Below are 26,064 nucleotides of genomic sequence, written 5' to 3' on the forward strand. Positions count from 1 at the left end.
CAGAGCGGCGCCTGATCGTGGTAGTTGGGAGGCTGAGGTGGCCGCTGGGCTACCTCAGCCGATCACGCTGGCACCATGGCCCGCTCCTGTAGCCGTGCCAGCCGCATCACGTTATGGCTGGCGACCTTCAGCCCGATCACCACCTTTGCCCGCGCCAAGCCGATGCAGCGTACGAACTTGCCGCCTTGTTGGGCCAAGCGCGCAAACGGGTGCTCGCCGAACACCCGATCCTTGGCAATTCGACGGTTCCGGCGCTTTGCTGCCTCGCTCAAGGGCTTGCGCGCATGCCCTTGATGTTGGATCGCGGGGCGATAACCACGCCTTTTCAGGTCGGCTTCCCGCGCTGCATCGGCATACCCGCTATCGGCCCATACCGTGCGGCCGGTGTTGTCCGGGTCCAGCACCTGCTCGAAGTGACGGCTGTCGTGCACGTTGGCCGCGCTCACGTCGTAGCGGCGGATGAAGCCCCAGCGACGGTCCGTGCTGGCGTGCAGCTTGTAGCCGTAGAACGCCACCCCATGCTTCCTGGTCCAACGTGCCTGCATATCCTTCTGCGCACGCTTGGCATCGCTCCAGTCCTGGCCGACGTCATCGCCCTGCTTGATCTGCGCGTTCTCTTCGCGCGTGTTGCGCTGGATCGGAGCGCTGACGATGCTGGCGTCGATGATCTGACCGCCGCGGGCAATGAACCCGGCACGTTGCAATTGCTCACCGATCGCCGCGCTGATGTCGCCCATCAGGTCCTTGGTCTTGAGCCGTTCGCGCCACACCCAGATCGTCTTGGCGTCGGGCACCTTGCCGCTGTGTTCCAGTCCGAGGAATTGCTGGAAGCTGCGCCGATCCAGCACCTGGTACTCCAGCGCATCGTCGGAGAGGTTGTACAACTGCTGCAACAGCAGCAGCTTGATCATCACCTGCGTCGGCCAAGCCGGACGGCCACCGCGCTTGCCAGTACCCAAGGACAGCTTGGCGTCTACGGAGTGAGCAATCCCGGCAAAGTCGATATGCCGTGACAGCAGAGCCAGAGGATCGCCGATCTGCTGCCGCTTGGCTTCGCGTTCGTGGCCGGCAAACAGGCTGATCATCGTGGCGTCCTCGGCGTGTTCTCCAGACCAATGATGCCAAAGGCGGGGTTTTTAGAGGTGCCCTGAAGTCGCTCCCACAGGAGCTTGCGGGAAGCCTGCCGGGTGCACGGTGGTAGGGACTTCAGTCCCGACTGCTGTCGCAATCGGTTATTGGATGGCTTCACTCGTCGCGACCGAAGTCGCTCCCACAGGGGCTTGCGGGGAACCCATCGAGTGCACTGTGGGAGGGACTTCAGTCCCGACGCATCGCGCCATCGGAACGCATAGCACTTCGCTCGCCTCGGCTGCATGGCAGCCGACGCCTAGAGGAGGCCAATGCGCCGCCCGCCAACTCCGCAGGCGGCGCAGTGTCACTAGACCACGGCCTTTCAGCCACCATAGGGATCGACCGTGCGAATGCTCCCGTCCGGCTCGACGTGCAGCGGCGTGCACTTGACCGAGCGCAGGTGGGTCACGCCGCCGGACAACAGGGCGTCGTGGTAGAACAGGTACCAGCGCCCCTGAAACGCGCAGACGGAGTGGTGCGTGGTCCAGCCCACTACCGGCTTCAACAGCACGCCGCGATAGGTGAACGGGCCATACGGACTGTCGCCGATGGCATAGCACAGCAGATGCGTATCGCCGGTGGAATACGACAGGTAATACCGGCCCTGATCCTTGTGCAGCCACGGTCCCTCGAAGAAGCGGCGCGCGTGGTCGTCGGCGCGCAGCGGCTGACCGTGTTCATCGAGGATGACGATTTCGCGTGTGCGCTCCGCCAGCTGGGTCATGCCCGCGTCCAGCCGGGCGATGCGCGGGCCCAGTGCCGGCGCATCGCCCTCAGGCTCGACGTGCGTCGCATCGAAGCGGTCGTCGCGGTACTTCTGCAACTGCCCGCCCCAGATGCCGCCGAAGCACAGGTAGTGCGCGCCGTCGTCGTCCTCGAACACGGCCGGGTCGATCGAATAGGTGCCCGCGATCGGCTCGGGTTCGGCGGCGAACGGGCCTTCCGGACGATCGGCTACCGCCACGCCGATGCGGAACAGGCCGTGCGCGTCCTTGGCGGGGAAGTACAGGTAATAGCGACCGTCGCGGCTGGCCGCGTCCGGCGCCCACATCTGCCGGCTGGCCCAGGGCACGTCGCGCACATGCAGGGCGACGCCGCAGTCGGTGGCCGCTCCGTCGGGCGTGTCCATACGCAGCACGTGGTAGTCCTCCATGCCGAAGTGGCCGCCGTCGTCGTCGAACGGCGCACCGCTGTCGATGTCGTGCGACGGATAGATGTACAGGCGCCCCTCGAATACATGGGCCGACGGATCGGCCGTGTAGATGTGCGTCACCAGCGGTTGCGCGATGGCATGCGCCGCGAGGTGGCCGAGGTCGCTGAGTTCACCCACCTCGCTGCCCTGGCGTCGCGCCTGCAGGTCGTGTTCGATGCGATGTTCCATGCGCTTGTCGATCCGGTAGAAGCACAGCAGCGCCACCGCCACCAGGAACGGGAGGGCGCTGTAGACGCTCACGGTCAGGCGGATGCCGTCCACCACCGCCTGCGGCTGCTGCGGCGCGCCCGCCTGGTAGCCGTGGTGCGCGAGGATGCCGGCGACCAGCGCGCCGCCGATGCTGAGTCCGATCTTCAGCCCACACAGCATCGCCGAGAAGATGATCGCGGTGGCGCGGCGATGGTTTTTCCACTCGGAGTAGTCGGCGACGTCGGCGATCATCGCCCACAGCAAGGGGATGGTGATGCCGTAGCAGAAGCCGTGCAGCATGAAGGCGCCGAAGGCCACGCCGATCGCGGTGGGCGGAAACATGTAGAACGCCAGCAGGAACACGGTGGAAACCAGCAACGCGCCACCGAAGGCATCGCGCTTGCCGAAGCGGTCGGCCAGGCGCCGGGAGAAGCAGATGCCCAGGATCATGCACAGGATGCCGCAGGCGTTGAACAGGCTGAACGCCGAGGTCGCCGCATCCTGCGGCCAGGTGAAGCCGGACAGTCCCCAGCCGCCGAGCAGCGCATTCACACCGCCGATGAAGCCGTTGAAGCCGGAGGCGTCGAGAAAGCCCGCCAGCGCGGCCTCGCTGAGGTAGTACTGGAAGTAGTAGATGTAGGTGCCGCCCTTCAGCGCCAGGTTGACGAAGACCAGCACGGTCAGCGCCAGCATCACCTTCCACGGCCGGTTGTGCAGCAGGTCGGACAGGTCCTGCAGCACGCCAGCGCTCTGTTCCTTGGCCGGGACGATGCGCTCGCGGGTGGTGGCGAAAGTGATCAGGAAGAACAGCGTGCCCACCACCGCGAACACCGTCATCAGGCGCTCGAAGCCGCGCACGTTGTCGCCGTCGCCCAGGATCAGCACCAGCGGCAACAGCAACACCTGGATGATGAACTGCGCGATCATCACCGCCACGAAGCGGTAGGCCGACAGGCTGTTGCGCTGGGCCATGTTGCCGGTGAGCACGCCGCTGAGCGCCGAATACGGCAGGTTGTTGGCCGCGTACACCAGCATCAGCAGGCCATAGGTGGTCAACGCGTAGACGACCTTGCCGCGCGCGCCGAGCTCCGGCGTGCTGAAGGCCAGCAGCGACAGCACGCCGAACGGGATCGCCGTCCACAGGATCCAGGGCCGGAACTTGCCCCAGCGGGTGGCCGTGCGATCGGCGGCGATGCCGATCAGCGGGGTGAACACGAACGCGCCGAGCAGGCCGATCACGAAGATGATCGTCGCCGCCGTGGCGGCCGGCAATCGATACACGTCCGTGTAGAAGAACGCCAGGTAGGTGATCAGCGTCTGGAAGATCAGGTTCGCCGCCAGGTCGCCCAGGCTGTAGCCCAGCTTCTCCCGCACCGACAGCACGTGCACGGCGGTCTCCGCACTGCGGGGCTCAGTCACGGCGCGCCTCCACGGTGAAACGCGCACGCACGCGGGCATCGGCGCTTGAACCGCCGATCCGTACTTCGTAGCTTCCTGCCGGCACGACGTAGGTGCCGCGCGCATCGTCGTACTGGCGCAGCGCCTGCTGCGCGTCCAGTTCGAACGTCAGGGTCCGCCGTTCGCCCGGGGCCAGGCGCACGCGCTGGAAGCCGCGCAGTGCCTGCTGCGCATCGCCGGGCGCGGCCGCCAGCCGCCGCACGTACAGCTGCGCGACTTCGTCGCCGGCGCACTTGCCGGTATTGGCCACCTCCACCTGCACCTTGAGGCGTCCGTCGTCGGCGATGCGCGGCGCATCCACGCGCAGCTTGCCGTAGTCGAAGCGCGTATACGACAGCCCGTGGCCGAACGGATACAGCGGGGTGCCGCGGAAGTAGCGGTAGGTGCGGCCTTCCATCGCGTAGTCGTCGAACGCGGGCAGCGCCTGATCCGCCCGGTAGAACGTCACCGGCAAGCGGCCGGCAGGGTTGACCTCGCCGAACAGCGCCTGGCCCACCGCGGTGCCGCCGCGCTGCCCCGGATACCAGCTCATCAGGATCGCCGGCAGATGCGCCTGCGCCCAGTCCACCGCCAGCGCCGAGCCGCCGGTCAGCACCATCACCACCGGCTTGCCGGTGGCGTGCAGCGCTTCCAGCAGGGCGCGCTGCGGCGCCGGCAGGCGCAGGTCGGTGCGGTCGCCGCCGGCGAAGCCCGGGTAGTCCACCTTCATCTCTTCGCCCTCGACATCGCCGGTCAGCCCGCCGACGAACACCACCACATCCGCGTTGCGCGCCGCATCCAGCGCCTCGTCGAACGGCGGCTTCGCCCCGGGCATGCGCCAGCCCAGGCGCACGCTCGCGTCGCGCTCGGCGTCGTAGTACTCCAGCTTCACCGCATAGGCGCGGCCCGCCTGCAGGTCCAGGTCCACGCCGTCGGCGCGCATGCGGTCGCTGTCGGTCCAGTGATCCAGCACCAGCTTGCCGTCGACATAGAGGCGGAAGCCGTCGTCGGCGGCCGCCTCGATCCGGTAGCGGCCCGAGACCGGCGGCAGCAGCTGGCCACTCCAGCGGATGCTGAAATGATCGTTGGGAATGCCCTGCCCCGGCCCCGCTTCGCCGCGGGCCAGCAGGTTGTCGGTCGGCGAGCCGCGGTCCCAGCGGAAGCCGATCTGCGCGTCGGTGCGAACCAGCGCCGGCGTCCCCGATAGATCGGGCGTGCGGAAATATTCGCCGCGCAGGCCGCGTTCCGGCGAGTCCGCCGAGGGCCGAAGATACGCCGCCTCGATCAGCGGCGTGGCGCTCGGATCGTCGCGCCCTTCGACCAGATCCACACCGCGCGCATAGCGCACCTCGATGCCCTTGGCCGCGTCGCGGATGCCCTGCAGGATCGTCACCGGCGCCGCCGGCGTACCGAAGTAGTTGCCGAGCAAGGCCATGGTGTCGTCGGCGGTCGGGCCGACCACGGCGATGCGCTTGAGCGTGCGCGACAGCGGCAGCACGCCATCGTTCTTCAACAGCACCAGCGATTCCTGCGCGGCCTGCAGGGCCAGCGCATCGTGCGCGGGTGCCTGGTTCACCGACGCCGGAATCCGCGCCCAGCGCACGCGCTCGGGCGTGTCGAACATGCCCAGCCGCATGCGCGCGGCGAACAGGCGCGTCACCGCATCGTCGATCTCCGCTTCGCCGATCAGGCCCTGGCGTACCGCGGCCGGCAGCGTGGCGTACTCCTGGCCGCACTCCAGTTCGGTGCCGTTCCTGACTGCCAGCGCCGCGGCGGCCTCGCGACTGGGCGCCAGATGGTGATGCTTCCAGATATCGACGATGGCCCAGCAGTCCGACACCACGTAGCCCTCGAAGCCCCAGTCGCGGCGCAGTACGTCGCGCAGCAGGAACTGGCTGGCGCTGGCGGACTCGCCGTATACGCGGTTGTAGGCGCCCATCACCGCGTCCACCTTGCCCTCCTTTACCAACGCCTCGAACGCCGGCAGGTAGGTGTCGTAGAGGTCGCGCTTGCTGGGGCGGGCGTCGAAGTGGTGACGGTCGGCCTCCGGGCCGCTGTGCACGGCGAAATGCTTGGCGGTGGCATCGAGCTTGCGGTACACCGGGTCGTCGCCCTGCAGCCCCTGCACGAAGGCCACGCCCATGCGCGCGGTGAGGTAGGGATCCTCGCCGTAGGTTTCCTGGCCACGGCCCCAGCGCGGGTCGCGAAAGATGTTGATGTTCGGCGACCAGAAGGTCAGCCCCTGGTAACGGCCATGCGCGCCTTCGCGCAGGAACTGGTGGTGCTTGGCGCGCGCCTCATCGCTGATGGTGGTGGCCACCTGCCCCATCAACGGCACGTCGAAGGTGGCGGCCAGCCCGATGGCCTGCGGAAACACGGTGGCCTGCCCGGCCCGCGCCACGCCGTGCAGCGCTTCGTTCCACCAGTCGTAGGCCGGCACGCCCAGGCGCTCGATCGCCGGCGCGGCGTTCTGCATCTGCGCCGCTTTTTCCTCCAGCGTCATCTGCGCGACCAGCGCCGCCGCCCGGGCCTCGAAGCTGGCCGAGGTATCCTGCCACGGCTTGGCGTCGACGGCGTCGGCGGCATGGCCCACGCCGGCCAGCGCGATGGCGGCGCACAGGGCCAGCGTGCGGAACAGGCGGCCACGAACACCGCTGCGAAAGGAAGACCTGCGCGTCATCATCGTTTGCTCCTGGAGGCACGCTCGTCGCGCGCGAAAGGACCGAGCAGGGCGCCCACGAAGCCGCCTGCCCGATCCGTACTCAACACGGTTCCGTCGACGTCGTCGGCGAGGGTCTGCCAGCCCTGCCCCGTGCCGGTGTCGAACGCGAACGCATACGTGCCGGCGTCGCCGGCGATCTTCAGACGCAGCGACGTGGATGCGTCCAGTTCGCGGCTGGCCAGTGTTTTGGTGGCGCCCTTGCCCGCGCGCGCTTCAAGGAAGACCGCCACGCGATCGCGGCCCACGCGGCGCACGCCAAGGAAGTACCACCAGTCCTCGTTCTGGAACGCCGCAAGCCCTGCCGCCACGCCCGCCGCCGGCCGCGTCAGTGCGGTGCTGGCTTCGAACCGCAGGTGCTGCTGGCGGCGCCCCAGGAACGCAGGATTGCGCAAGGTGTCCAGGTTCTCCGGCAACGGATGCACCGCCAGACTTCCCGGACGCGTGCGCAGGTCCGCCCAGTCCTGCCTGGGCACGCGCACGCGCAACCAGCCGCGGCCGAGCGTCGGCGCATCGAACTCATCGCGCTCGACGAAGTTGCCGGTGGACGGCGCCTGCGACGCCTCGCCCTGCATCCACGACGGCGCCTTGACCGCATAGGGAATGGCCTGCCCGGCCGGCAGGATCACCGGCCAGCCGTCGCGCCACTGCACCGGCAGCAGGTAGGTCTCGCGGCCGGTGTTGTAGTGGCGCACGTCGTAGGTGCGGCTGGCCAGGAACACCGCCCACCAGGAACCGTCCGGCCCTTCCACCAGGTCCGCATGCCCGGCATTGGCGATCGGCAGCGGCCGAGCGTCGGGCAGGTCGCGCTGGGTGAGGATGGGATTGCCCGCATACGGCTGGTAAGGGCCCCAGACCTCGCGGCTGCGCAGCACCACCTGCGAGTGCTGCGGCCCGGTGCCGCCCTCGGCGTCGGACAGGTAGTACCAGCCGTCGCGTCGATACAGGTGCGGCCCTTCGATCCAGATCGGATTCTTTGCCGGCTCGACGCCGCCGTCGATCAGCACCTTGCGCGGCCCGACCGGGGTGAAGGTCGCCAGGTCGAGCTGCTGCATCCAGATCGCGCGGTGGCCGTCGTAGCGCGCCGGGCCGGGCGGCGCGTCGTTGTTGAGCAGGTAGACGCGGCCGTCGGCATCGAAGAACAGCGACGGATCGATGCCGCCGATGCCCGGCAGCCAGTGCGGGTCCGACCAGGGGCCGGCGGGATCGCGCGCGGTGGCGATGAAGTTGCCGCCGCTGTCCACGGCGGTGGTGACCACGTAGAACACCCCGTCGTGGTAGGAAATGGCCGGCGCGAAGATGCCGCGCGACACGCTCAGGCCATCGAAATCCAATTGCGTCGGCCGGTCGATCACGTTGCCGATCTGTTTCCAGTGCACCAGATCCACGCTCTCGAACACCGGGATGCCCGGGAAGTAGGTGAAGCTGGAATTGACCAGATAGAACCGCCCGTTCGCGCGGACGATGCTCGGGTCGGCGTGGAAGCCGGCCAGGATCGGGTTGCGGTAATGCCCGGCCGGCAACGGCGCCTCGAAGGCTGCGTCGTGCCCGGCGTAGTCGAACCAGTCGAAGTAGACCGGCGGTGCGGGCGCGGCCCACAGCGGCTGCAGCGCAGCGGACAACAGCAGGACGGCCGTGGCGAGCAACGGGCGCATCAGTGAACTCCTTCGGACAGTGCGAGTTCGAATGGTCCTGCCGGCGCACCGGAACGGTCGCGCAGCGTGCAGATCGGGCCATCGGCCCAGCAGTAGCGCACGCGCGCAGCGGCGACGGCCTGGGGACTGCGCAGGACGACGGCGCGCCCGTCCAGCGCGGCATCGGCATAGGTACAGCGCTGCGCCTGGGCATCGCAGAGCTCGAAGCCGATGGGGCCGCTCGCCCCGGTCGTGACCAGGCTGCCGTCGACGTCGTCGAACACGATGCGCACTCCGCCCTGCGTGCGCGTTGCCGTGCGGGGGATCGGGCCGGACGGCGCCAGCGCGCGTTCGCCGTAGACCACGTGGCGCGCCGCCCGCGCCAGGCGCCGTCCCAGTTCCTGCTTGTTCGGCGGATGGATGTCGTAGGCATCGCCGATGTCGATGGCCACCGCGATGCCGCTGTGCGGGTCTTCGGCCGCCACGCGGCGCTGCGCCTCGCGCACCTGCGCCCAGCCGCTCTCCACCGGGGCCTGCGGCGGCAGGCCATAGCCGGCGAGCTGCACCACCAGCAGCGGCATCTTTGCACCGAATTGCCGGCGCCAGTCGTCGCGCAAGCCACGCAACCGCATCGCATAGGCCGCGCCGTCGCCGGTGTTGGATTCGCCTTGGTACCACAGCATGCCGCGCAGCCCGTAACGCCCCAGCGGCGCGATCATGCCGTTGTACAGCGTCGACATGCCGGAGGCCGCATGCCACGGCGCCAGCGGCGGTGACTGCGGATCGGGCGCGACCCGGTACTGCCAATGCCGATCCAGGACGATGCGCGTGCCATCGGCCAATTCGACGGCATGCGCACTGGCGGGGCCTGCCAGTCCGCCCTCGCCGTAGGTGTCCAGCACGTTGACGACCACCGTGTTGCTGCCCGCCTTCAACAGGCCGGGCGCAAGCGCATACCGGCGTGGATCGCTCGGCGCGTTCTGGCTGCCCACGGCCACGCCGTTCACCCAGGTCACATCGGTTTCGTCGACCGGCCCCAGCACCAGCCGTGCGCCCTGCGCCGCCTGCGCGGCGGTCAGGGTGACCTGCGTGCGGTACCAGACCATGCCGTTGTAGTCGGCGAGCGCGGGCACGCCCCAGCGCTCCCATGCGCCGAGTGCCGCCGGCGCGTCCTGCCACCCGGTGCGGCCCGCACCGGGCTGCCATGGCGTATCGCCCGGCGTGGCACCAGCGCGCGTGGTCCACCAATGCTGCCAGTGCCGGCCCCAGCGTGCGCTCGCGGCGACGGGGTCGGTGGCGTACAGCGCCAGCACGTCCAGCGCCTCGTCCATGCCGCCCTGCGCACGCAGCGCCTCGGCGCTGGTCCAGGCCTCGATCCGCGCACCGCCCCAGGCCGCCTGGATCAGCCCCATCGGCACCTTGACCGTCTTCTGCAGCTCCCGCGCGAAGTAGAAGCACGCGGCCGAAAATTCCCGCACCGTGTCCGGTGCCGCGGGTTGCCATGCGACCGCAGCAGGGAACGCATCCTGCGACGCGACCGCCGCGGCCTTGGGCACGGTGAACAGACGGATGCTGGGCTCGGCGGCCGCGGCCAGTTCGCGGCTCGCATCCAGCGCGCGCCACACCGGCAGCTCCATGTTCGACTGCCCGGAACACAGCCACACATCGCCCACCAGCACATCGCGCACGACCTGGCGCGCCTGTCCCGCGCGCACCGTCATGTCGTAAGGACCGCCCGCGGCGACCGGCTTGAACGTGGCATGCCAGCGGCCGCCGGCATCGGCACGTGCGCTGACCGACTGGCGGGCGAAGGTCACCGACACCGTGGCACCCGGCGCGGCGTTCCCCCACACCGGCATCGGCCGGTCGCGCTGCAGCACGGCGTGATCCTGAAACAGCGCATGCAACAGCGGCGGCACCGCGTCTTGCGCCACGCAGGGCGTGGCGCTGCACCCCAAGGCCGCCGCCAGCAACCAGCCCGTCCACGTGGTCGGCTTCATCGTCCATCTCCCGGTGCGGAGGGAAACTGCAGGGCCTGGTACCAGGCCAACGGGTGCGGTGGCGCGGCTTCGCCCGCGGGCAACGGCCGTCCGCTGACCGACTGGAAGTACGCCACGCTGGCATCGCGCCACCACTGCGCCTCGCGCAACTGGATGCGCAGGAACGCCGCCACCTGCGCGTGCCGCTCGGCGTCCACCTTGCCGCGCAGCCCATCCCAGGTGGCCTGCATGGTCTGCACCTGGCGCACGCCCAGCGCATAGCGGCCGACCAGTTCGTCCCACAACGGTCGTCCGGAGGCCATGCGGTGGTCCCACGGCACGTGGTGGAACCACAGCAGCAGCGACTCGGGCACCCGCGCCGGGTCGCCATACACGGCCGCCACGTCCGGCGCGTACTGGCTCACCGCATTGCTGCCATGCGCAGTGCGATCGAAACCGATGCCATCGCGATCGGCGCGGTGGTAGTACACCGCGGTCCAGTCCGCGCGCGGGCCGCCGTCCACCCAGGGGCCGGGACCGTAGTGGTGGCCGCGCGCCATCAGGTGGTGCAGGCCCAGCGGGGTCATGTAGTTCACCGCGGCCTCGCGCGAGCCCATCATCATCCCGACGATGGGCTGCACCACCTCCGGTGCCGGCGAGAACGTCATCGCCACCCAGTCCGAGGCGATGGCGCGGGCGGATTGGTGCGGATTCCAGGCGAGACGACCGAAGGCGTACCAGTTGGCCTGGTCGAAGTGCGAGCCGCTCCAGGTGCGGTCGTTGCCGATGTTGGCGACGCCGGCGATGCCGGTCAGGGCGTGGCCTTCCAATGTGCCATCCACCACGTCCGCCACCGTGGATCCCGCGCCGCGGGCATGGGTGTCGGCCTGTAGCACGTCCTCGTACAGCGGCCCCAGGTACACCAGGTGCGTGGCGAAGCCGAGATACTCCTTGGTGATCTGGAATTCCAGCATCAGCGGCGTGCGCGGCATGGCGCCGAACAGCGGATGGAAGGGCTCGCGCGGCTGGAAGTCGATGGGCCCGTTCTTGACCTGCACGATCACGTTCGGGCGGAAGGCGCCGTCGAGGCCGACGAACTCGGTGTAGGCCTGCATGGCGCGGTCCACCGGCACGTCGTGGGCGTAGACGAAGGCCCGCCACATCACCACGCCGCCGTGCGGCGCCAGCGCATCGGCCAGCAGGTTGGCGCCGTCGGCGTGCGAACGGCCATAGTCCTGCGGGCCGGGCTGACCTTCCGAATTGGCCTTGACCAGGAAGCCGCCGAAATCCGGAATGCGCGCGTAGATCTCGTCGGCCTTGTCGCGCCACCAGCGCTGCACGGCCGGGTCGCGCGGATCGGCGGTGTTCAATCCCCCCAGTTCGATGGGCGCGCTGAAGCGTGCGCTCAGGTAGACGCGGATGCCGTAGGGCCGGAACACGTCCGCCAGCGCCGCCGCCTTGTCGAGATAGGCCGGCGCCAGGCTCTGCGCGTTGGCATTGACGTTGTTGAGCACGGTGCCGTTGATGCCGACCGAGGCGTTGGCGCGCGCGTAGTCGGTGTAACGCGGGTCGCGCCATTCCGGCAGGCTCTGCCAATCCCACAACGAGCGGCCGGCATAGCCGCGCTCGACATGGCCGTCCAGGTCGTCCCAATGGTCGAGCACGCGCAACTGGATCCGTGGCGACTCGCGCACCGCGAGCGCTTCGAGCGATGCGCCGGTCTGTAGCAAGCGCAGCAGATGGAACACGCCATACAGCACGCCGATGTCGCGGCGTGCAGCCACCAGCACCACCGCGTGCCCGTCGATGCGGGTGCGCTTGAGCAGGTAACCCTCCTCGCCCAACGACGCGATCTCCTCGCGGAACGGCGCGAGCGCTGGCGACGACTGCGGCGTGCCCAGCACCACCGCGTGATCGCCGCTTGCGGCCGCACGCGTCGCCGGGGCACGCCCCAGCAGGCCGGTGAGGCCACGCACCAGCTCGTCGCGCGCCACCCGCTGCGTCGGCGTCCGCGCCGGCGCCACCACCTCGTCCAGGCGCGTGTCGCCATCCGCACGTGCGGCGCCTTGCGAGAGCAGGTAACGCAGCCACAGCGCTGCGCCGTCCTCCGCGCGCAGGCTGCCCGCGCAGACCATCAGCACCATGGCAGCGCATGCCATCCACTGACACCGCATGACATGCGGACGGCGCCCAAGCGCCGCCAGCAAACCTTGTAAGCTGACGGCGTACCCGCGGCGCGGCAGCGTCAGGAACAACAAAGGGAACGCGTTTTGGACAAGCCGAAGAAAGCGGTCCGCCGCAAGACCAGCGGGGTGACGATCGACGAGGTGGCGGCCTTGGCCGGGGTTTCGCCGATGACGGTGTCGCGCGCGATCAACCAGGGCAAGGTGCGCGATGCCACCCGCGAGCGCGTGATGCGCGCGGTGCGCGAGCTGGGCTACACGCCCAACCTGGCCGCCAGTTCGCTGGCCGCCGCGCAGCACACCCGCATCGCCCTGATCTACACCAATCCCAGCGGCGCCTACCTGCGCGAGCTGCTGGTCGGCCTGCTGCGCGTCGCCTCCAACGCCGCCATCCAGTTGGTCATCCACTACTGGGAAGACCTGGACCCCGATGCCGAGCGCAAGGCCGCGCGTGCCCTGGGCGGGCGCGTGGATGGCGTGATCCTGCCGCCGCCGTTGTGCGAATCGCAGGCGGCGGTGAGCGAACTGGTGAAGGCCGGCATCCCGGTGATCGCGATCGCCGCCGGGCGCCTCAGCGACGCGATCTCCTGCGTGCGCATCGACGACTTCCATGCCGGCAAGGAGATGGCCGAACACCTGATCCAGCACGGCCACCGGCGCATCGGCTTCATCCGTGGGCGCCAGGACCTCAGCGCCAGTGCGCGGCGCTACGAGGGCTTCGTCACCGCGCTGCAGGAGGCCGGGCTGAAGGTCGAACCCGGCCTGGTCCAGCAGGGCGACTACACCTACCGCTCGGGGTTGGCCGCCGCCGAAAAGCTGCTGTCGCAGCGGCGGCCGCCGACCGCGATCTTCGCCAGCAACGACGACATGGGCGCGGCGGCGATCTCCGTGGCGCACCGGCGCGGCCTGGAAGTGCCGCGCGACCTGTCGGTGGTCGGCTTCGACGACACCTCGGCCGCCACCACCGTGTGGCCGGAGCTCACCACCATCCACCAACCGATCGCCTCGATGGCCGATGCCGCCATCGACATCCTGCTGCGCAGCATCCGCCGCAAGCGCGACGACACACGCATGTCCAGCGACCACGTGGTCCCGCACCGGCTGGTGCTGCGCGGTTCGGTCGCCGGCCCACCCAAGGGGCGCTGACGCAGGACGCAGGCTCACGCGCTCGGGCATGCGACAGTGCTCTCCGCTTCGTTCAATGCGCCGAGCGCGACCCGCGACACCGACAGCGTCATCGCGCCCGCCGTGGTCAATGCCCACGGACGATCCAGCTTGCTCAGATCCGCGCCGGCCGCCGCCAGGCACTTGAGCGGCACGCCCACGCGCTTCCACTGGCCGACAGGCAGGGCGGTCAGCGTCGGCCCGATCGCCACCCGCGCCGCGCAGCCGCTGCCGCAGCCGACCGCCAGCCACGCCTCGGCCTGCGGGGCGGCATCCACGCGCAGCGTGGTCACCAGCATCAGGTCGCCGTTGCTCTCGCGCTGCAGGTCCAGCGGCGTATGCGACTGCAGTGCGACCACCGCCTCACGCCCGCCCGACCAGGCGAGGCGGCGGCCATCCTCCTGCGCAAGGTGGTCCACGCCGGTGACCTTGAGCAGCGCGCCATCGAGCGATTCCGGCACGCGGGTGATGGTCACGCCCTGTCCATTGGCCCCTTCCAGGCGCAAGGCCATGCCCGGGCCGGCCGCGCCGCGGGCGAAGAACACGCCGGCCGCAGCTTCGTTACCGGTGAGGCCGGAGACTTCCGGCAACCTGGCCAGGTTGCCGTTGTCGGCATAGCGCAGGCCGTAGCCGAAGGCGAACAGCGGGTCGTAGCCCTTCTGCCCCACGTTGTTGGCGTATTGCGTCGCCGTGCGCGGCCAACTGAAGCTCAGCGTGCCCTTGAAGTCGTGCTGCACGCCGCCCTGCGCAGTGCGCAGCAACACGTCGGCGATACCCGCACCTTCCGAGCCCGGCAGCCACGCCGCCACGAAGGCATCGGCCGCGTTGAGTTCGCGGTTGACCCACAGCGGTCGCCCGCTGAGAAACACTGCGACCACCGGAATGCCGTCGGCCTTGAGCCGCTTGATCAGCGCCAGGTCGGTGTCGTCGCCCGGCTTGTAGGCCAGGGTCGGCCGATCGCCCTGGAACTCCGCATAGGGATTCTCGCCGAACACCACCACCGCGACGTCCGGCCTGGTCGTGTACGTGCCGTCGACCGCCAGCACGGCCTCGCCGCCTGCGGCCTTGGCCTGCTGCGCGAAACCTTCGTAGATGGTGTCCGCATTCGGGAAGTCCTTGCGGGTGGTGCCGGTGCCCTGCCAGTTCAGCGTCCAGCCGCCGGCCTGCTTGCCGACGTCATTGGCGCCGTCGCCGGCCACCAGGATGCGCTGCTTCGGCGACAGCGGCAGCAGACCGCCCTGGTTCTTCAACAGCACCAGCGACTCGCGCACCGCCTGCCGTGCCACCGCGCGATGCGCCGGCGCGCCGATCAGCGCGAACTGCCCACCGACCGCGCGCGCCGACGGCTTGCCCGCCTCGAACAGACCCAGCCGCATCTTGACCCGCAGGATCCGGCGTACCGCATCGTCAAGGCGCTGTTGCGAGATGGTGCCGTTCTTCGCCGCCGCCAGCGTGGTGGTGTAGAAGCCCTTCCAACTGTCCGAGGCCATGGCCATGTCCAGGCCGGCGTTGATGGTGGCCGGGCAATCGGTGGGCGTGCAGCCCTTGACCTGCCCGTGACCGTTCCAGTCGCCGACCACGAAGCCGCCGAAGTGCATGCGCCCCTTCAGCGCATCTGTCAGGTACGTCTTGTGGCCGTGCATCTTTTCGCCGTTGACGCTGTTGAACGAGGCCATCGCGGTCTGCGCACCGGCGGCGATGGCCGGCGGATAGCCGGCGGCATGGATGCGCACCAGCTCGGCTTCGCCGATTTTGGTGTCGCCCTGGTCCCGGCCGTCGGTGGTGCCGCCATCGCCCAGGAAATGCTTGACCGAGGCGATCACATGGCGGCCATCGAGGAAGTCCGGCGTTCCCACCTTGCCCTGCAGCCCTTCGACCATCGCGCCGGCGTAGCTGGCCACCACCTCGGGCGATTCGGAATAGCCCTCGTAGGTGCGCCCCCAGCGATCGTCCTGCGGCACCGCCACGGTCGGCGCGAAGGTCCACTCCATGCCGGTGGCGCGGGTTTCCAGCGCGGTGATTTCGCCGATCCGGCGCAGCAGCGCCGGGTTGCGGGTCGCGCCCAGGCCGATGTTGTGCGGGAACAGCGTGGCGCCGACGATGTTGCTCTGCCCGTGCACGGCATCGATGCCGAACAGCACCGGAATCGCCTTGCCGCCGTGCGAGGTGTCCATCGACGCCGCATAGAACGCATCGGCCAGCGCCAGCCATTCGGCCGGTGCGGCATCGTAGCGGCCGCCGGGATCGGAATTGCCGCCGGCCAGGATCGACCCCAACCGATAGGTGCGCACATCCTCCGGGGTGAGGCTGCCGATGTCGCCCTGCACCAGTTGGCCGACCTTCTCCTCCACCGTCATGGTGGCGATCAGCGCGGTGAGGCGCTGTTCCAGCGCGGGATCCTCGGGCAGCGGCCAGGTCACGTTGGGCCAGGGGCTGGCCTCCGCCGCGGCAGGCGCCGCGGCCTGGACGTCGCCCTTGCACACGGCAAGCGCGAGCAGCAGCCCGGCCAGCAGCGCGCCGGTGTTGCGTGTGGAATGGGTGTCGGTCACGGCGCTCTCCTTGCCGCCGCGCTCAGCGCAGCAGGTGCTGGTTGATCAGGTTCTCGTAGCGCTCCTGGCGGCCACTGATCTGCCGCGGCTCGCCGCCCTTCGCGCCCAATGCGGCGAGTTCAGCGAGGCCGAGCGCGCCGCGGGCGAAGTCCTGGCCGGCGCCGCTGTCGAAGCTGGCATAGCGCTCCTGGCGCCACTGTTCCCAGGGCGAGTCGGTGAGCAGCGCGTGGGCCACTTCCAGCCCGCGGGCGAAGGCATCCATGCCGCCGATGTGGGCAATGAACAGATCCTCGAGCTCGGTGGACTCGCGGCGCACCTTGGCGTCGAAGTTCAGGCCGCCCTCCAGGCCGCCCTGGCGCAGCACCACCAGCATGGCGCCGACCGTGTCGTACAGATCGGTCGGAAACTGGTCGGTATCCCAGCCGTTCTGCGCGTTGCCGCGGTTGGCGTCGATGCTGCCCAGCAGGCCGTGGTCGGAAGCGACCTGCAGGTCGTGTTCGAAGGTGTGGCCGGACAGCGTGGCGTGGTTGGCCTCGATGTTGAGCTTGAAGTCCTTGTCCAGCCCATGCTGCTTCAGGAAACCCGCGACCGTCGCGCTGTCGAAGTCGTACTGGTGCTTCATCGGCTCCATCGGCTTGGGCTCGATCAGGAAGTTGCCCTTCAGGCCGATGCTGCGGCCGTAGTCGCGCGCCATGGTGAGGAAGCGCGCGAAGTGGTCGAGCTCGCGTTTCATCTGCGTGTTGACCAGCGAGGCGTAGCCTTCGCGGCCGCCCCAGAACACGTAGTGCTCGCCACCCAGTTCCACCGTCGCCTCCAGCGCCGCCTTCACCTGCACGGCGGCGCGCGCCACCACGGCGAAATCGGGATTGGTCGCGGCACCGTTCATGTAGCGCGGATGCGAGAACAAATTGGCCGTGCCCCACAGCAGCTTCATGCCGGTCGCGTCCTGGCGCGCCTTGGCCAGGCCGACCATGTGCTTGAGGTTCTTCTCGTACTGCGCGGCATCGTCGGCGTCCGGCGCCAGGTCGATGTCGTGGAAGCACCAGTACGGCACGCCGAGCTTGGTGAAGAACTCGAACGCCGCATCCACCTTCGCCTCGGCGCTGGCCAGCGGCGCACCGACCTCCCAGGGGAAGTGGCGCGTGCCCGGGCCGAACGGATCCTGCCCGGCGTTGCAGAAGGTGTGCCAGTAGCAGACGGCAAAGCGCAGATGGTCCTGCATGGTCTTGCCGCCGACGACCTTGTTGGCGTCATAGACCTTGAAGGCCAGCGGGTTGTCCGAGCCGCGGCCTTCGAAGGGGATGCGGCCGATGCCGGGGAAGTATTCCTTGGCGCCGATGAAAGGCTGGGTGTGCATGGTGCGGGTTCCTGTCGTGGTGGGAGGGCGTGCGAAACGGGCAATCAGCCGCGGAACAGCAGCAGGCAGGTGTCGAGATGGCGCAGGAAGCGCGCATAGGCCGCGGCATAGGCCTGGGTGCGCGCCGGATCCGGACGGGCGGACAGCTGCGGATCGACCGCCACATGCTGTTGCGCGATGTCGGCGATGGAAGCGGCATCGCCGCGTGCCAGGCCCACGGCCCACAGCGCCTGCAAGGCCGCACCGAACGCCGCGCCTTCCAGCTGCGCGGGCACGTCCACCGGCAGGCCGAACACATCGGCCACCAGCTGCCGCCACGCGCCGCTGTTGCTGCCGCCGCCGGTCAGCACGATGCGCTCGAACTGCATGCCGGCACGCACGAACGCGTCGAAGCCGTACTTCAGGCTGTAGGTCGCCCCTTCCATCGCCGCGCGATAGAGGTGGGCCGGGGTCATGTTGTGCGTGTCCAGGCCCGCCAGCAGGCCCTTGCCCAACGGCAGGTCCGGCGTGCGCTCGCCGTTGAGGAACGGCAGCATCACCAGGCCGTCGGCGCCGGGCGCGGTGGCGTGCAGGTGCGCATCGCCGTCGCGTGTGCTGAAGCCGAACGCGGCGGCGACCTGTTCGGTCGCCACGGTGCAGTTCATCGTGCAGATCAGCGGCAGCCAGCCGCCGGTCGACGAGCAGAACGCGGCCCACGCACCGTCCGGGTCGACCACCGGCGTGTCGGAGTAGGCGAACAGGGTGCCCGAGGTGCCCAGGCTCATCGCCAGGCGGCCGGGCACGACGCAGCCGGTGCCGATGGCCGCCATCATGTTGTCGCCGCCGCCGACGGCGACCTTGAGCGTCCTCGGCAGGCCGAACAGGCTGGCCGCGGCGGGGGCGATGTCGAACAAGGCATCCGGCGCGGCGAAACGCGGCAGGCAATCCGCCAGATCGCGCTGCGGATCGGTGGCGCGCAGCAGATCGGTCGACCAGGTGCGCGTGCGCACGTCCAGCCAGCCCGTGCCCGAGGCGTCGCCGTACTCGCAGAAGCGCTGGCCGGTCAGCACGAAGTTGAGGTAGTCGTGCGGCAGCAGGATCGTGGCGAGCCGCGCATAGGCCTCGGGCCGGTGCGTCTTGGTCCACGGCAGCTTGGACGCGGTGTAACCGGCCAGGATCGGATTGCCCGCCAGCGCGATGGTGTGCGCCGCGCCGCCGACCGCGTCCATGATCTGCACGCACTCGGCCGAGGTGCTGGTGTCGCACCACAGCTTGGCCGGCGCCAGCACCTCGCCTGCCGCATCGACCGGCACGAAGCCATGCTGCTGGCCCGAGACCGCCAGCGCGGCGAGGCGCGAGCGCAGCGCAGGATCGATGGCCCGGAAGCAGGCCTGCAGGGCCGCGACCCAGTCGGCCGGGTTTTGTTCACGGCTGCCATCGGCGGCGGAATGCAACTCCAGCGGCGCGCTGCTGCTGGCCACGACGCTGCGCCCGACCGGGTCGTAGACCACGACCTTCAGGCTCTGCGTTCCCGCATCGATTCCGGCTACCAGTTCCCGTTCTTCCACGTCGTACCGCCTTTTCGTTAGCGCTATCATTTTTGGACGACAGCGTATGTGCCGTTACGCCAGGGAAACGCTCCGTTGCCAGACCTCGGGCGACGCCTTGCAGTAGCGTTCGATGAACTCCGCCTGCGACGGCATCGCCGCGCTGGCCTGCTGCAGCGGCTGCCGGATCCGCGTCAGCAGCGTGCGCAGGTCGGCATCGCCGATGGCGGCGGCCAGCGGATGCGGCGGTCCCGGCTGGATGCCCTGCCCCAGCAACACGCTGGTCCAGGAGTCCACGCGGAACAGTTCGCCCGGGTCCTGCCAGGCGTGCGCCCGCTCGCGCCAGGCGCGCAGCCGGATCGCCAGCGACTCCGGCAGCGCCATCTCGCGGCACGCCTTCCACATCGGCTCGTCGCGCTGGGTGGCGTGGTAGTGCAGGATGATGAAATCGCGCACGTGCTCCATCTCCTGGCGGCTGACCGTGTTGTACAGCTCCACCAGCGCCGGGCTGATGCCGTCGTGTGGAAACAGCTGGATCAGGCGCACCACCGCACTGATGGTCAGGTGGATGCTGGTCGATTCCAGCGGCTCGATGAAGCCGCTGGCCAGGCCCAGCGCCACCACGTTCCTGTTCCAGGCTTGCAGCCTGCGCCCGCTGCGGAACGGCACCAGCCACGGATCGCGCAGCGGCGGGCCGTCGACGTCGCGCAGCAGCTTGGCGTGCGCCTCGTCGTCGGACATGTGCCGACTGGAGAACACCAAGCCGCAGCCGACCCGGTGCTGGAGCGCGATATGCCAGCGCCACCCGGCCTCGTGCGCGATGGCACGGGTATACGGCACCGGCGGCGCGACCGCCTCGGTCTGCACCGCCACGGCGCGATCGCTGGGCAACCACTCGCGCCAGTCCTCGTAACCGGTGTGCAGGGTCTGTTCGGTCAGCAGGCCGCGGAAGCCGGTGCAGTCGATGAACAGGTCGCCCTCGATGAGCTGCCCGTCTTCCAGCAGCAGCGACGCGACCGAGCCGTCGTGCGCATGCTGTCGCACCTCGCGGATCTGTCCCTCGACCCGGCGCAGGCCGTACCCTTCGGCCTTCTTGCGCAGGAACTTCGCGTAGAGCGCGGCGTCGAAGTGATAGGCGTAGTTGACCTGCGGCTGGGTCTCCAGCGAGAACCGGTCCGCACGCGAGGCCACGCTCTCCAGGCAGAAATCGCCCAGGTCCGACGGCATGCCGCGGCGCAGGCTGTCCAGCCAGAAATGATGGAACGGCGTGGCCCAGGTGCCCTGCCCGATCGTGCCGAACGGATGGATGAAGCGATCGCCGGGGCGGCGCCAGTGTTCGAACGAGATCGACAGCTTGAACGTGCCGGCGACGGCGCGCAGGAACTCCTGTTCGTCGATCTGCAGAAAGCGGTGGAAGGTGCGGATCGGCGGCACGGTCGACTCGCCGACGCCCACGGTGCCGATCTGCTCGGACTCCACCAGGGTGATGTCCAGGCGATCGCGGAACTGGTGGGCCAGCGCGCAGCCGGCCAGCCAGCCCGCGGTGCCGCCGCCGGCGATGACGACCTTGCGGATGCGTCCGTCCGTGGTGTTGGCTAGGTTCACGACAAGATCCCCATCAGCGATTCAGCCGCGCCAGCAACTGCGCGCGCGTGCGGCGCGCCCGTGCCTCGTCGAACGGCGCCAGTTCGCCCCGGGCGGCTTCGGGCAGGTGCTGCCCTGCGCGTTCGCCGGGGCCGAACACGTAGTAATCGAAGAGCTTGGTCCAGGCCTGCTTCTCGCGTACCGGCAGATCGCGCAGCGCCCACATCGCATGCTGCAGCGCCGTCAGCGGCGAGGGCAGGAACGCCGGCGCACTGCGCCACCAGTAATTCACCAGCACATTGAACGGCGCCAGGCTGCGCACGTGGTGCCACCACATGCTGGGGATGAACAGCGCATCGCCCGGCTCCAGCTCGACGTGCCGTGCGCTGGCCAGCGCATCACGGAAACGCGGATAACGCGCGAAGTCGGGGCGGTCGACATCCACCACGCTGACCACCTGGCCGCCAGGCGTCGGCTCCAGCGGCCCCGGATACAGGTTGTCGATCTGCTCGGGCGGAAACAGGGTGACGCGGCGCCGGCCCACCGCACAGCAGGCCAGGTTGTCCGGCGTATCGAAATGGCAGGAGGCGGTCACGCGGTTGCCGATCCAGATGCTCGCCAGCGCATCGATGCCCTGACCGGCCAGGCCGGCGTCGTTGGCCTGGGCGAAGCCGGGCAGCGCCCGCGCGATCGGCAGCGACGCGACATAGTAGGTGGGCGGCCGCGGATCCTCGAAGGTCGCGGCGATCGCCTCCAGCACCTGCGTGAGCGTTCCGCGGCGGACCTCGAAATTCAACTGGGTGAAATCGGCGTTGTAGAACGGGCGTCCTTCGATCCCGGGCTCGCCGAAGGAATACGGAACGGGCACGCCCGTCTCGAAGCTGCGCAGGTAGGCCATTGCGTCCTGCGTGGAGCGCAGCCCGGCCTGCACCAGCCCCCAATCGCGCACGATGCCGCGCAACACCACCGGCTCCCCCGCCGCCACCAGGTCCTGCAGTGGCAGCGCAGTGGGCTGCACGCCTTCCAGTGTCCGCATGGCTGCGCCGTCCGGCACGCTCAGTTCCTGCCTGCCGCGCCGGCGGCATCCTGCAGGCGCAGGCGCCGCTGCTTCTCGGCGATCAGGCGGCGCATGTTGTGCAGCGAGGCCAGCATCAGGTACGCGCCTTCCAGATAGCCGGCGCGGTTGAGCGCGGCCAGCGCGGCGCCGTCCAGTTGGGCCAGGCGCTCACGGTCGATCGCGTGCAGGCCGTTCACGCCGACGCGGTGCTGCGCATCGAGCTGCACGTCGAGCGCCACCGGCTGGATCAAGCCGTGTGCATCGAGCGCGGCAAACATCTCCGCGCCGAATGCATGGCCTTCGTGGATGCCGCGCAGCACGCCGGCGATGTAGTCGAGATAGGGCGTGTTGCCGCCCTGCGGCAGAAACACCGGCTCGCCCTGCATCGCCGTCACCCGCGGATGCTCCATGTCCACGTGCAGCACCGCGTCCTGGGTCAGCACGCCATCGATGCGCTGCTCCTGGAAGCCGATCAGGAACGGCCCCTTGGCCGCCGCCCCGGGGAGATAGGAGGCCATCCAGCGCCGGTCCTGCAGGAACAGGTTTTCGTGCTGCTCGAAGCCCAGCAGCGCCACCGACTGCCAGGCGCCGTCCGTCGGATCCTTGCGCAGGAAGATCGGATACTCCCGCTGCAGCTCGGCGTACTCGCTGGGGTAGGCCGGCAGCATGCCCACCGCGTCACCGAACTCCGGACCGAAGTCGGTGGCCACGCGCAGGTCGCGATGGGCGATGTTGTTGAGCATTTCGTAACGCGGCATGGTGGTGCGCACTCCCCTCTGGAGTCCGGCACGGGGCGCCGCCGCAATCGCAGCGGCGCCCGTGGCGACATGCGAAGAGAACCTCTCCGCCTTGTTCAGAACTTATAGCGAACGCCCAGCATATAACGCGGGCTCTGGTCGGCCAGCTTCACGATCATCTTCGAGGTACGCGAGCGCCAGCGCACGTCCTCGCCGGTCAGGTTGATCGCTTCCAGGCCGAACGACCAGTGATCGTTCAACGTGTAGTTCACGCTGAGATCCCACTGCTCGTAAGGCTCCACATAGTACGGATTGCGGCTGGTGCCCTGGTTGGCCAGGATCAGGTACTGGTCGCGCCAGTTCCAGGCCAGGCGCACCGACCACCCATACTTCTCGTACATCAGCACCGCGTTGGCGGTGTCGCTCAGGCCGGTGAGCGCGAACTGGTCGATGCCCGGGTCGCCACCGTTGTCGTAACCGACGTCGCCCTTGACGATGGTGTAGTTGGCGAGGATGCCGAACCCGGTGTCGCCGAGGAAGTACTGCCCGCCGAGCTCCCAGCCGTGCAGCTTGGCCTGGTTCTGGTTGATCGGACGGTTGACGTTGAACTCGTACAGCGGATCGTCGGCCTCGCCGTAGAGATCGTAGGCCGCTTCGGTCGCCAGCACCTGCGCGCCGGTGCCGTTGTAGGCGGCCAGGCCGGCCGGGTTGTTGCGCAGCAGGGCCAGCGCGGTGAACAGCGAGGTGTCGTTGGCCGAGCAGGCCGCCGCATTGGCCGGGCCGACCTGGGCGAGGCAGGCACCGCTGGTGAGGAACGCCAGCGCCGACTTCGCGTCCGGACCCGAGGTGGGATCGCGCAGGCCGTACAGATTCTCCTGCACGACGGTGTTGCCGATGAAGTTGTTGACCGACTTGTTCCAGTACGTCACCGACAGATAGCTCGCATCGGCGAAGTACCACTCCAGCGCCAGGTCGAGGTTGTCGGACTCCAGCGGCTTCAGTGCAGGATTCTGCGCGTTGCCGCTGGCCCGCGAGGACGGATCGATCAGCACCGAGCCGAACGGCTGCTGTGCCCCGGCACCGGCATACAGGTTGCCGATCGGCGCGCGCGCGATGCTCTTGCCGAAGGAGACGCGGCCTTTCAGCGTATCGGTGAGGTCGATGCTGAAATCCAGGTTGGGCAGGATGTAGCTGTACGTGGTCTTCTCGCTGAACGGCTGCTGCTCGTTGGACAGCACCACGCGGAAGTCGTTGTTGGACTGCCACTGGATCGCCTCGGGCGTGGCGATGATCGAGGTCGACACCACGTCGGTGGTTTCGTAGCGCACGCCAAGCCGGGTATTGGTGCGCCGACCGGCCAGCTCGCCATCCAGTTCCACTTGGAAGTACGCCGAGCGGGTCTTTTCCTCCACGAAGTTGTCGGCGGCGCGCTGCGGGCTCACGCCCAGGCCGACGCCGTACTGGCTGGCCGCCCATTCCGCCAGCCGGCCGGCATCGCCGCGCCATGCCGGCCAACTCGTCCCGCCGTAGTCATGGAACAGGCCGATGATGTTGACCGGCTGCATCAGGTTCATCAGGCCGCCAGCGGTATCCCGATCGACGTTGGCCACGCCCCAGTCGCCCAGGGTGGAATACGCCTCGGCCGCCTGGATGCGGTGCGTGGTCGACTTGTTGGTATCCACGCCGAACTGGAAGCGGCCCTGGTCGAAGCTCCATTCCCCGTCGACGCGCGCCTGCTTGATCTGGCTGATCTGGCTCTGCGAATTGACCCGCAGCACCTGCGAACCGATCTCGCCGGGCACGAAGCCCGGATTGACCACGCCATTGGCCTTGGCCGCGGCAGCGGCGTCGCTCGGATACCAGACCTGGGTGCCGATCGGCAGGCCATTGTTGAAGTTCAGCTCCTGCACCCAGGAGCCGCCGCAGTGCGGCCCGGTCGTGCAGTTGTTGGTGCCGGCGATGCTCATGAACAGCGAGCCGCCGCCGGTCAACGGATCATTGGGGCGGCTTTCGTTCTTCGAGTCGTGCGCGTCGAAGCTCAGCTTGAGCCGGTCGGTCACGTTCCACACCGCATTCAGACCGAGCGAGCCCAGCTTGTACTTCTGCATGCTGCGCTGCTGCTCGAGGCCGAAATCCTTGGTGCCGGCGATCTCGCGGATGTAGGTCGGCACGGCCACCGCGCCGCTGGTATCGAACGTCACATCGGTGTAGTTGCTGTTCTGCAGCCACATGCCCTGCTCGCCACGATTCTCGGTGATCTCGTTGGTCGAGTAGGTGTAGTCCAGGGTCAGGGTCAGGCTGTCGGTGGGTGCGAACTGCAGCACCGCCTGGCCGTTGACGCGCTCGCGTTCGAACTCGGAGAACGCGTAGCGCAGGTCGTTCGGGCGGGCATACAGCGCGCCGATCTGCGGCGCATTGACCACGGTCGGATTGCCGGGCATCGAGCCCGTCCACGGCTGCACGTTCCAATAGTTCTCGGTGGCCTGCACCGAGCCGCCCTTGCGCTTCTGGTAGCTCGCGCTCACGCCGACGCCGAAGGTCTTGTCCGGATTGCTGTAGCTGAAGATGCCCGACAGTTCCGGGGTGATGTCGTTGTCGAACGGCTGGCTGCGGTCGGAGACGGCCTTGGCGCCGGCACTGGCGACGATGCCCTGGTGGTCGAACGGGCGCGCGGTCAGGATGTTGATGGTGGCGCCGATGCCGCCGCTGGGCATGTTGGCCTGGCTGGTCTTGTAGACCTCGATGCCATTGATCGCTTCGGCAGCCAGCTGGGCGAAGTTGAAGGCACGGGTGCCGCCGTCGACGCCGCCGATGGCGACCTGGCCGGCAGCGCCGAACGCATCGGCGCCCGGCATCTGCCGCCCGTTGAGCGTCACCATGTTGAACTGCGGGCCGAAGCCGCGCGCGGTGACCTGCGCGCCTTCGCCATCGCGCCGTTCGATGGAGATGCCGGTGATGCGCTGCAGCGACTCGGCCAGGTTGGTATCGGGGAACTTGCCGATGTCTTCGGCACTGATGGCATCCACCACGCCCGCGGCGTCGCGCTTGATGTCCATCGCCTGGCTGAGGCTGTTGCGCAGGCCGGTGACCTGGACCGTGTCCAGCTGCGTCGGGCTGCTCTGCGCCTGTTGCTCTGCCGCCGGCGCGGGGGTCGACGCGTCCTGTGCGAATGCGGGATTGATGACCAGGACGCCACCGACGAAGGTGAACATGGCCCTGGATTTGAACTTCGCCAGCGTGCGGCTCATGGACGAGCCCCCAGGTCTGGGCTACGACGAAACATAGAAGCGCTCATGACTCTCCCCTCTGACATGCGATCGATGGATGTACCGCCCCTCCCCTAAGAGGCACGCACGGGCGATGCCCGTCTTCCACGCCGAACATCGCAGCGCGCTCTGCGGTCGCTGCGACTCAAAACTCCGTTTCAGGATTGCCAGACGACGCGCGATAAAGGCTCCCCCCGAGCCCGACTGCCGCTGATTGATAGCGCTATCATCGCGTCACGGCGCAGACTACGCACCCGGGACATCGCTTGTCATCATGCGTCGCAACAAAGGACGGCATTCCTTGAAGAACACCCCCAAAACGACGCGTCGAAGAGGGAA

Annotated in this window: 14 protein-coding genes and 1 pseudogene; 1 reads left to right on the plus strand and 14 read right to left on the minus strand. The window is 68.8% G+C overall.

All coding sequences use genetic code 11. The features are described from left to right. Nucleotides 1–62: 62 nt before the first annotated feature. The 7 genes and pseudogenes from CEK69_RS17095 to CEK69_RS17120 form a co-directional block, all read right to left on the minus strand. Nucleotides 63–1,085, minus strand: a complete 1,023-nt coding sequence (locus CEK69_RS17095; protein WP_152246916.1) for an IS5 family transposase — start codon at nt 1,083–1,085, stop codon at nt 63–65. Between the two features lie 368 nt (nt 1,086–1,453). Further along, entirely contained in the window at nt 1,454–2,461 is a 1,008-nt protein-coding gene (locus tag CEK69_RS21335; RefSeq protein ID WP_232764278.1) for a glycoside hydrolase family 43 protein, read from the minus strand. After that, nucleotides 2,462–3,922, minus strand: a pseudogene (locus CEK69_RS21340) (MFS transporter); the annotation flags it as partial. 22 nt (nt 3,923–3,944) lie between these two features. Next, entirely contained in the window at nt 3,945–6,653 is a 2,709-nt protein-coding gene (locus CEK69_RS17105; protein ID WP_226975205.1) for a glycoside hydrolase family 3 protein, read from the minus strand. Further along, a complete protein-coding gene (locus CEK69_RS17110) occupies nt 6,650–8,344 on the minus strand; it encodes a glycoside hydrolase family 43 protein (protein ID WP_152246920.1) in 1,695 nt (564 codons plus the stop codon). Before CEK69_RS17110 ends, CEK69_RS17105 begins: the two co-directional genes overlap by 4 nt. Next, nucleotides 8,344–10,323 (minus strand): sialate O-acetylesterase, encoded by a 1,980-nt coding sequence (locus CEK69_RS17115; RefSeq protein ID WP_152246922.1) that lies wholly within the window; start codon nt 10,321–10,323, stop codon nt 8,344–8,346. Before CEK69_RS17115 ends, CEK69_RS17110 begins: the two co-directional genes overlap by 1 nt. After that, nucleotides 10,320–12,461, minus strand: coding sequence for an alpha-glucuronidase family glycosyl hydrolase (locus CEK69_RS17120; RefSeq protein WP_152246924.1), 2,142 nt, complete (start codon nt 12,459–12,461; stop codon nt 10,320–10,322). The genes CEK69_RS17115 and CEK69_RS17120 overlap by 4 nt, the downstream gene beginning before the upstream one ends. A gap of 111 nt (nt 12,462–12,572) precedes the next feature. Here CEK69_RS17120 and CEK69_RS17125 point away from each other — a divergent pair, with 111 nt between their 5' ends. Next, nucleotides 12,573–13,631, plus strand: a complete 1,059-nt coding sequence (locus CEK69_RS17125) for a LacI family DNA-binding transcriptional regulator (protein WP_017913380.1) — start codon at nt 12,573–12,575, stop codon at nt 13,629–13,631. A 14-nt stretch (nt 13,632–13,645) separates the two neighbouring features. On the opposite strand, the gene CEK69_RS17130 is transcribed toward CEK69_RS17125, so the two are convergent. The 7 genes from CEK69_RS17130 to CEK69_RS17160 form a co-directional block, all read right to left on the minus strand. Further along, a complete protein-coding gene (locus CEK69_RS17130) occupies nt 13,646–16,132 on the minus strand; it encodes an exo 1,3/1,4-beta-D-glucan glucohydrolase (RefSeq protein ID WP_226975208.1) in 2,487 nt (828 codons plus the stop codon). Between the two features lie 88 nt (nt 16,133–16,220). Beyond that, nucleotides 16,221–17,555: a xylose isomerase gene (xylA, locus tag CEK69_RS17135; protein ID WP_152246928.1), complete on the minus strand. Its 1,335-nt coding sequence runs from the start codon at nt 17,553–17,555 to the stop codon at nt 16,221–16,223. A gap of 44 nt (nt 17,556–17,599) precedes the next feature. Further along, the gene (xylB, locus tag CEK69_RS17140; protein WP_152246930.1) at nt 17,600–19,102 is read right to left on the minus strand and encodes a xylulokinase; all 1,503 of its coding nucleotides are present in this window, start codon (nt 19,100–19,102) and stop codon (nt 17,600–17,602) included. Nucleotides 19,103–19,156: 54 nt separating this feature from the next. Continuing rightward, nucleotides 19,157–20,686, minus strand: coding sequence for a tryptophan halogenase family protein (locus CEK69_RS17145; protein WP_152246931.1), 1,530 nt, complete (start codon nt 20,684–20,686; stop codon nt 19,157–19,159). A gap of 13 nt (nt 20,687–20,699) precedes the next feature. Continuing rightward, a complete protein-coding gene (locus CEK69_RS17150; RefSeq protein ID WP_152246932.1) occupies nt 20,700–21,701 on the minus strand; it encodes a cupin-like domain-containing protein in 1,002 nt (333 codons plus the stop codon). A gap of 20 nt (nt 21,702–21,721) precedes the next feature. Next, nucleotides 21,722–22,480 (minus strand): SapC family protein, encoded by a 759-nt coding sequence (locus tag CEK69_RS17155; protein ID WP_193314027.1) that lies wholly within the window; start codon nt 22,478–22,480, stop codon nt 21,722–21,724. A gap of 95 nt (nt 22,481–22,575) precedes the next feature. Continuing rightward, nucleotides 22,576–25,707 carry a TonB-dependent receptor gene (locus tag CEK69_RS17160; protein WP_152246934.1) on the minus strand — a complete coding sequence of 1,044 codons (3,132 nt, stop codon included), beginning with the start codon at nt 25,705–25,707 and terminating at the stop codon, nt 22,576–22,578. Nucleotides 25,708–26,064 lie beyond the last annotated feature (357 nt).

The organism is Xanthomonas sp. LMG 12462 (genome assembly GCF_009192885.1).
Taxonomy (GTDB): domain Bacteria; phylum Pseudomonadota; class Gammaproteobacteria; order Xanthomonadales; family Xanthomonadaceae; genus Xanthomonas_A; species Xanthomonas_A sontii.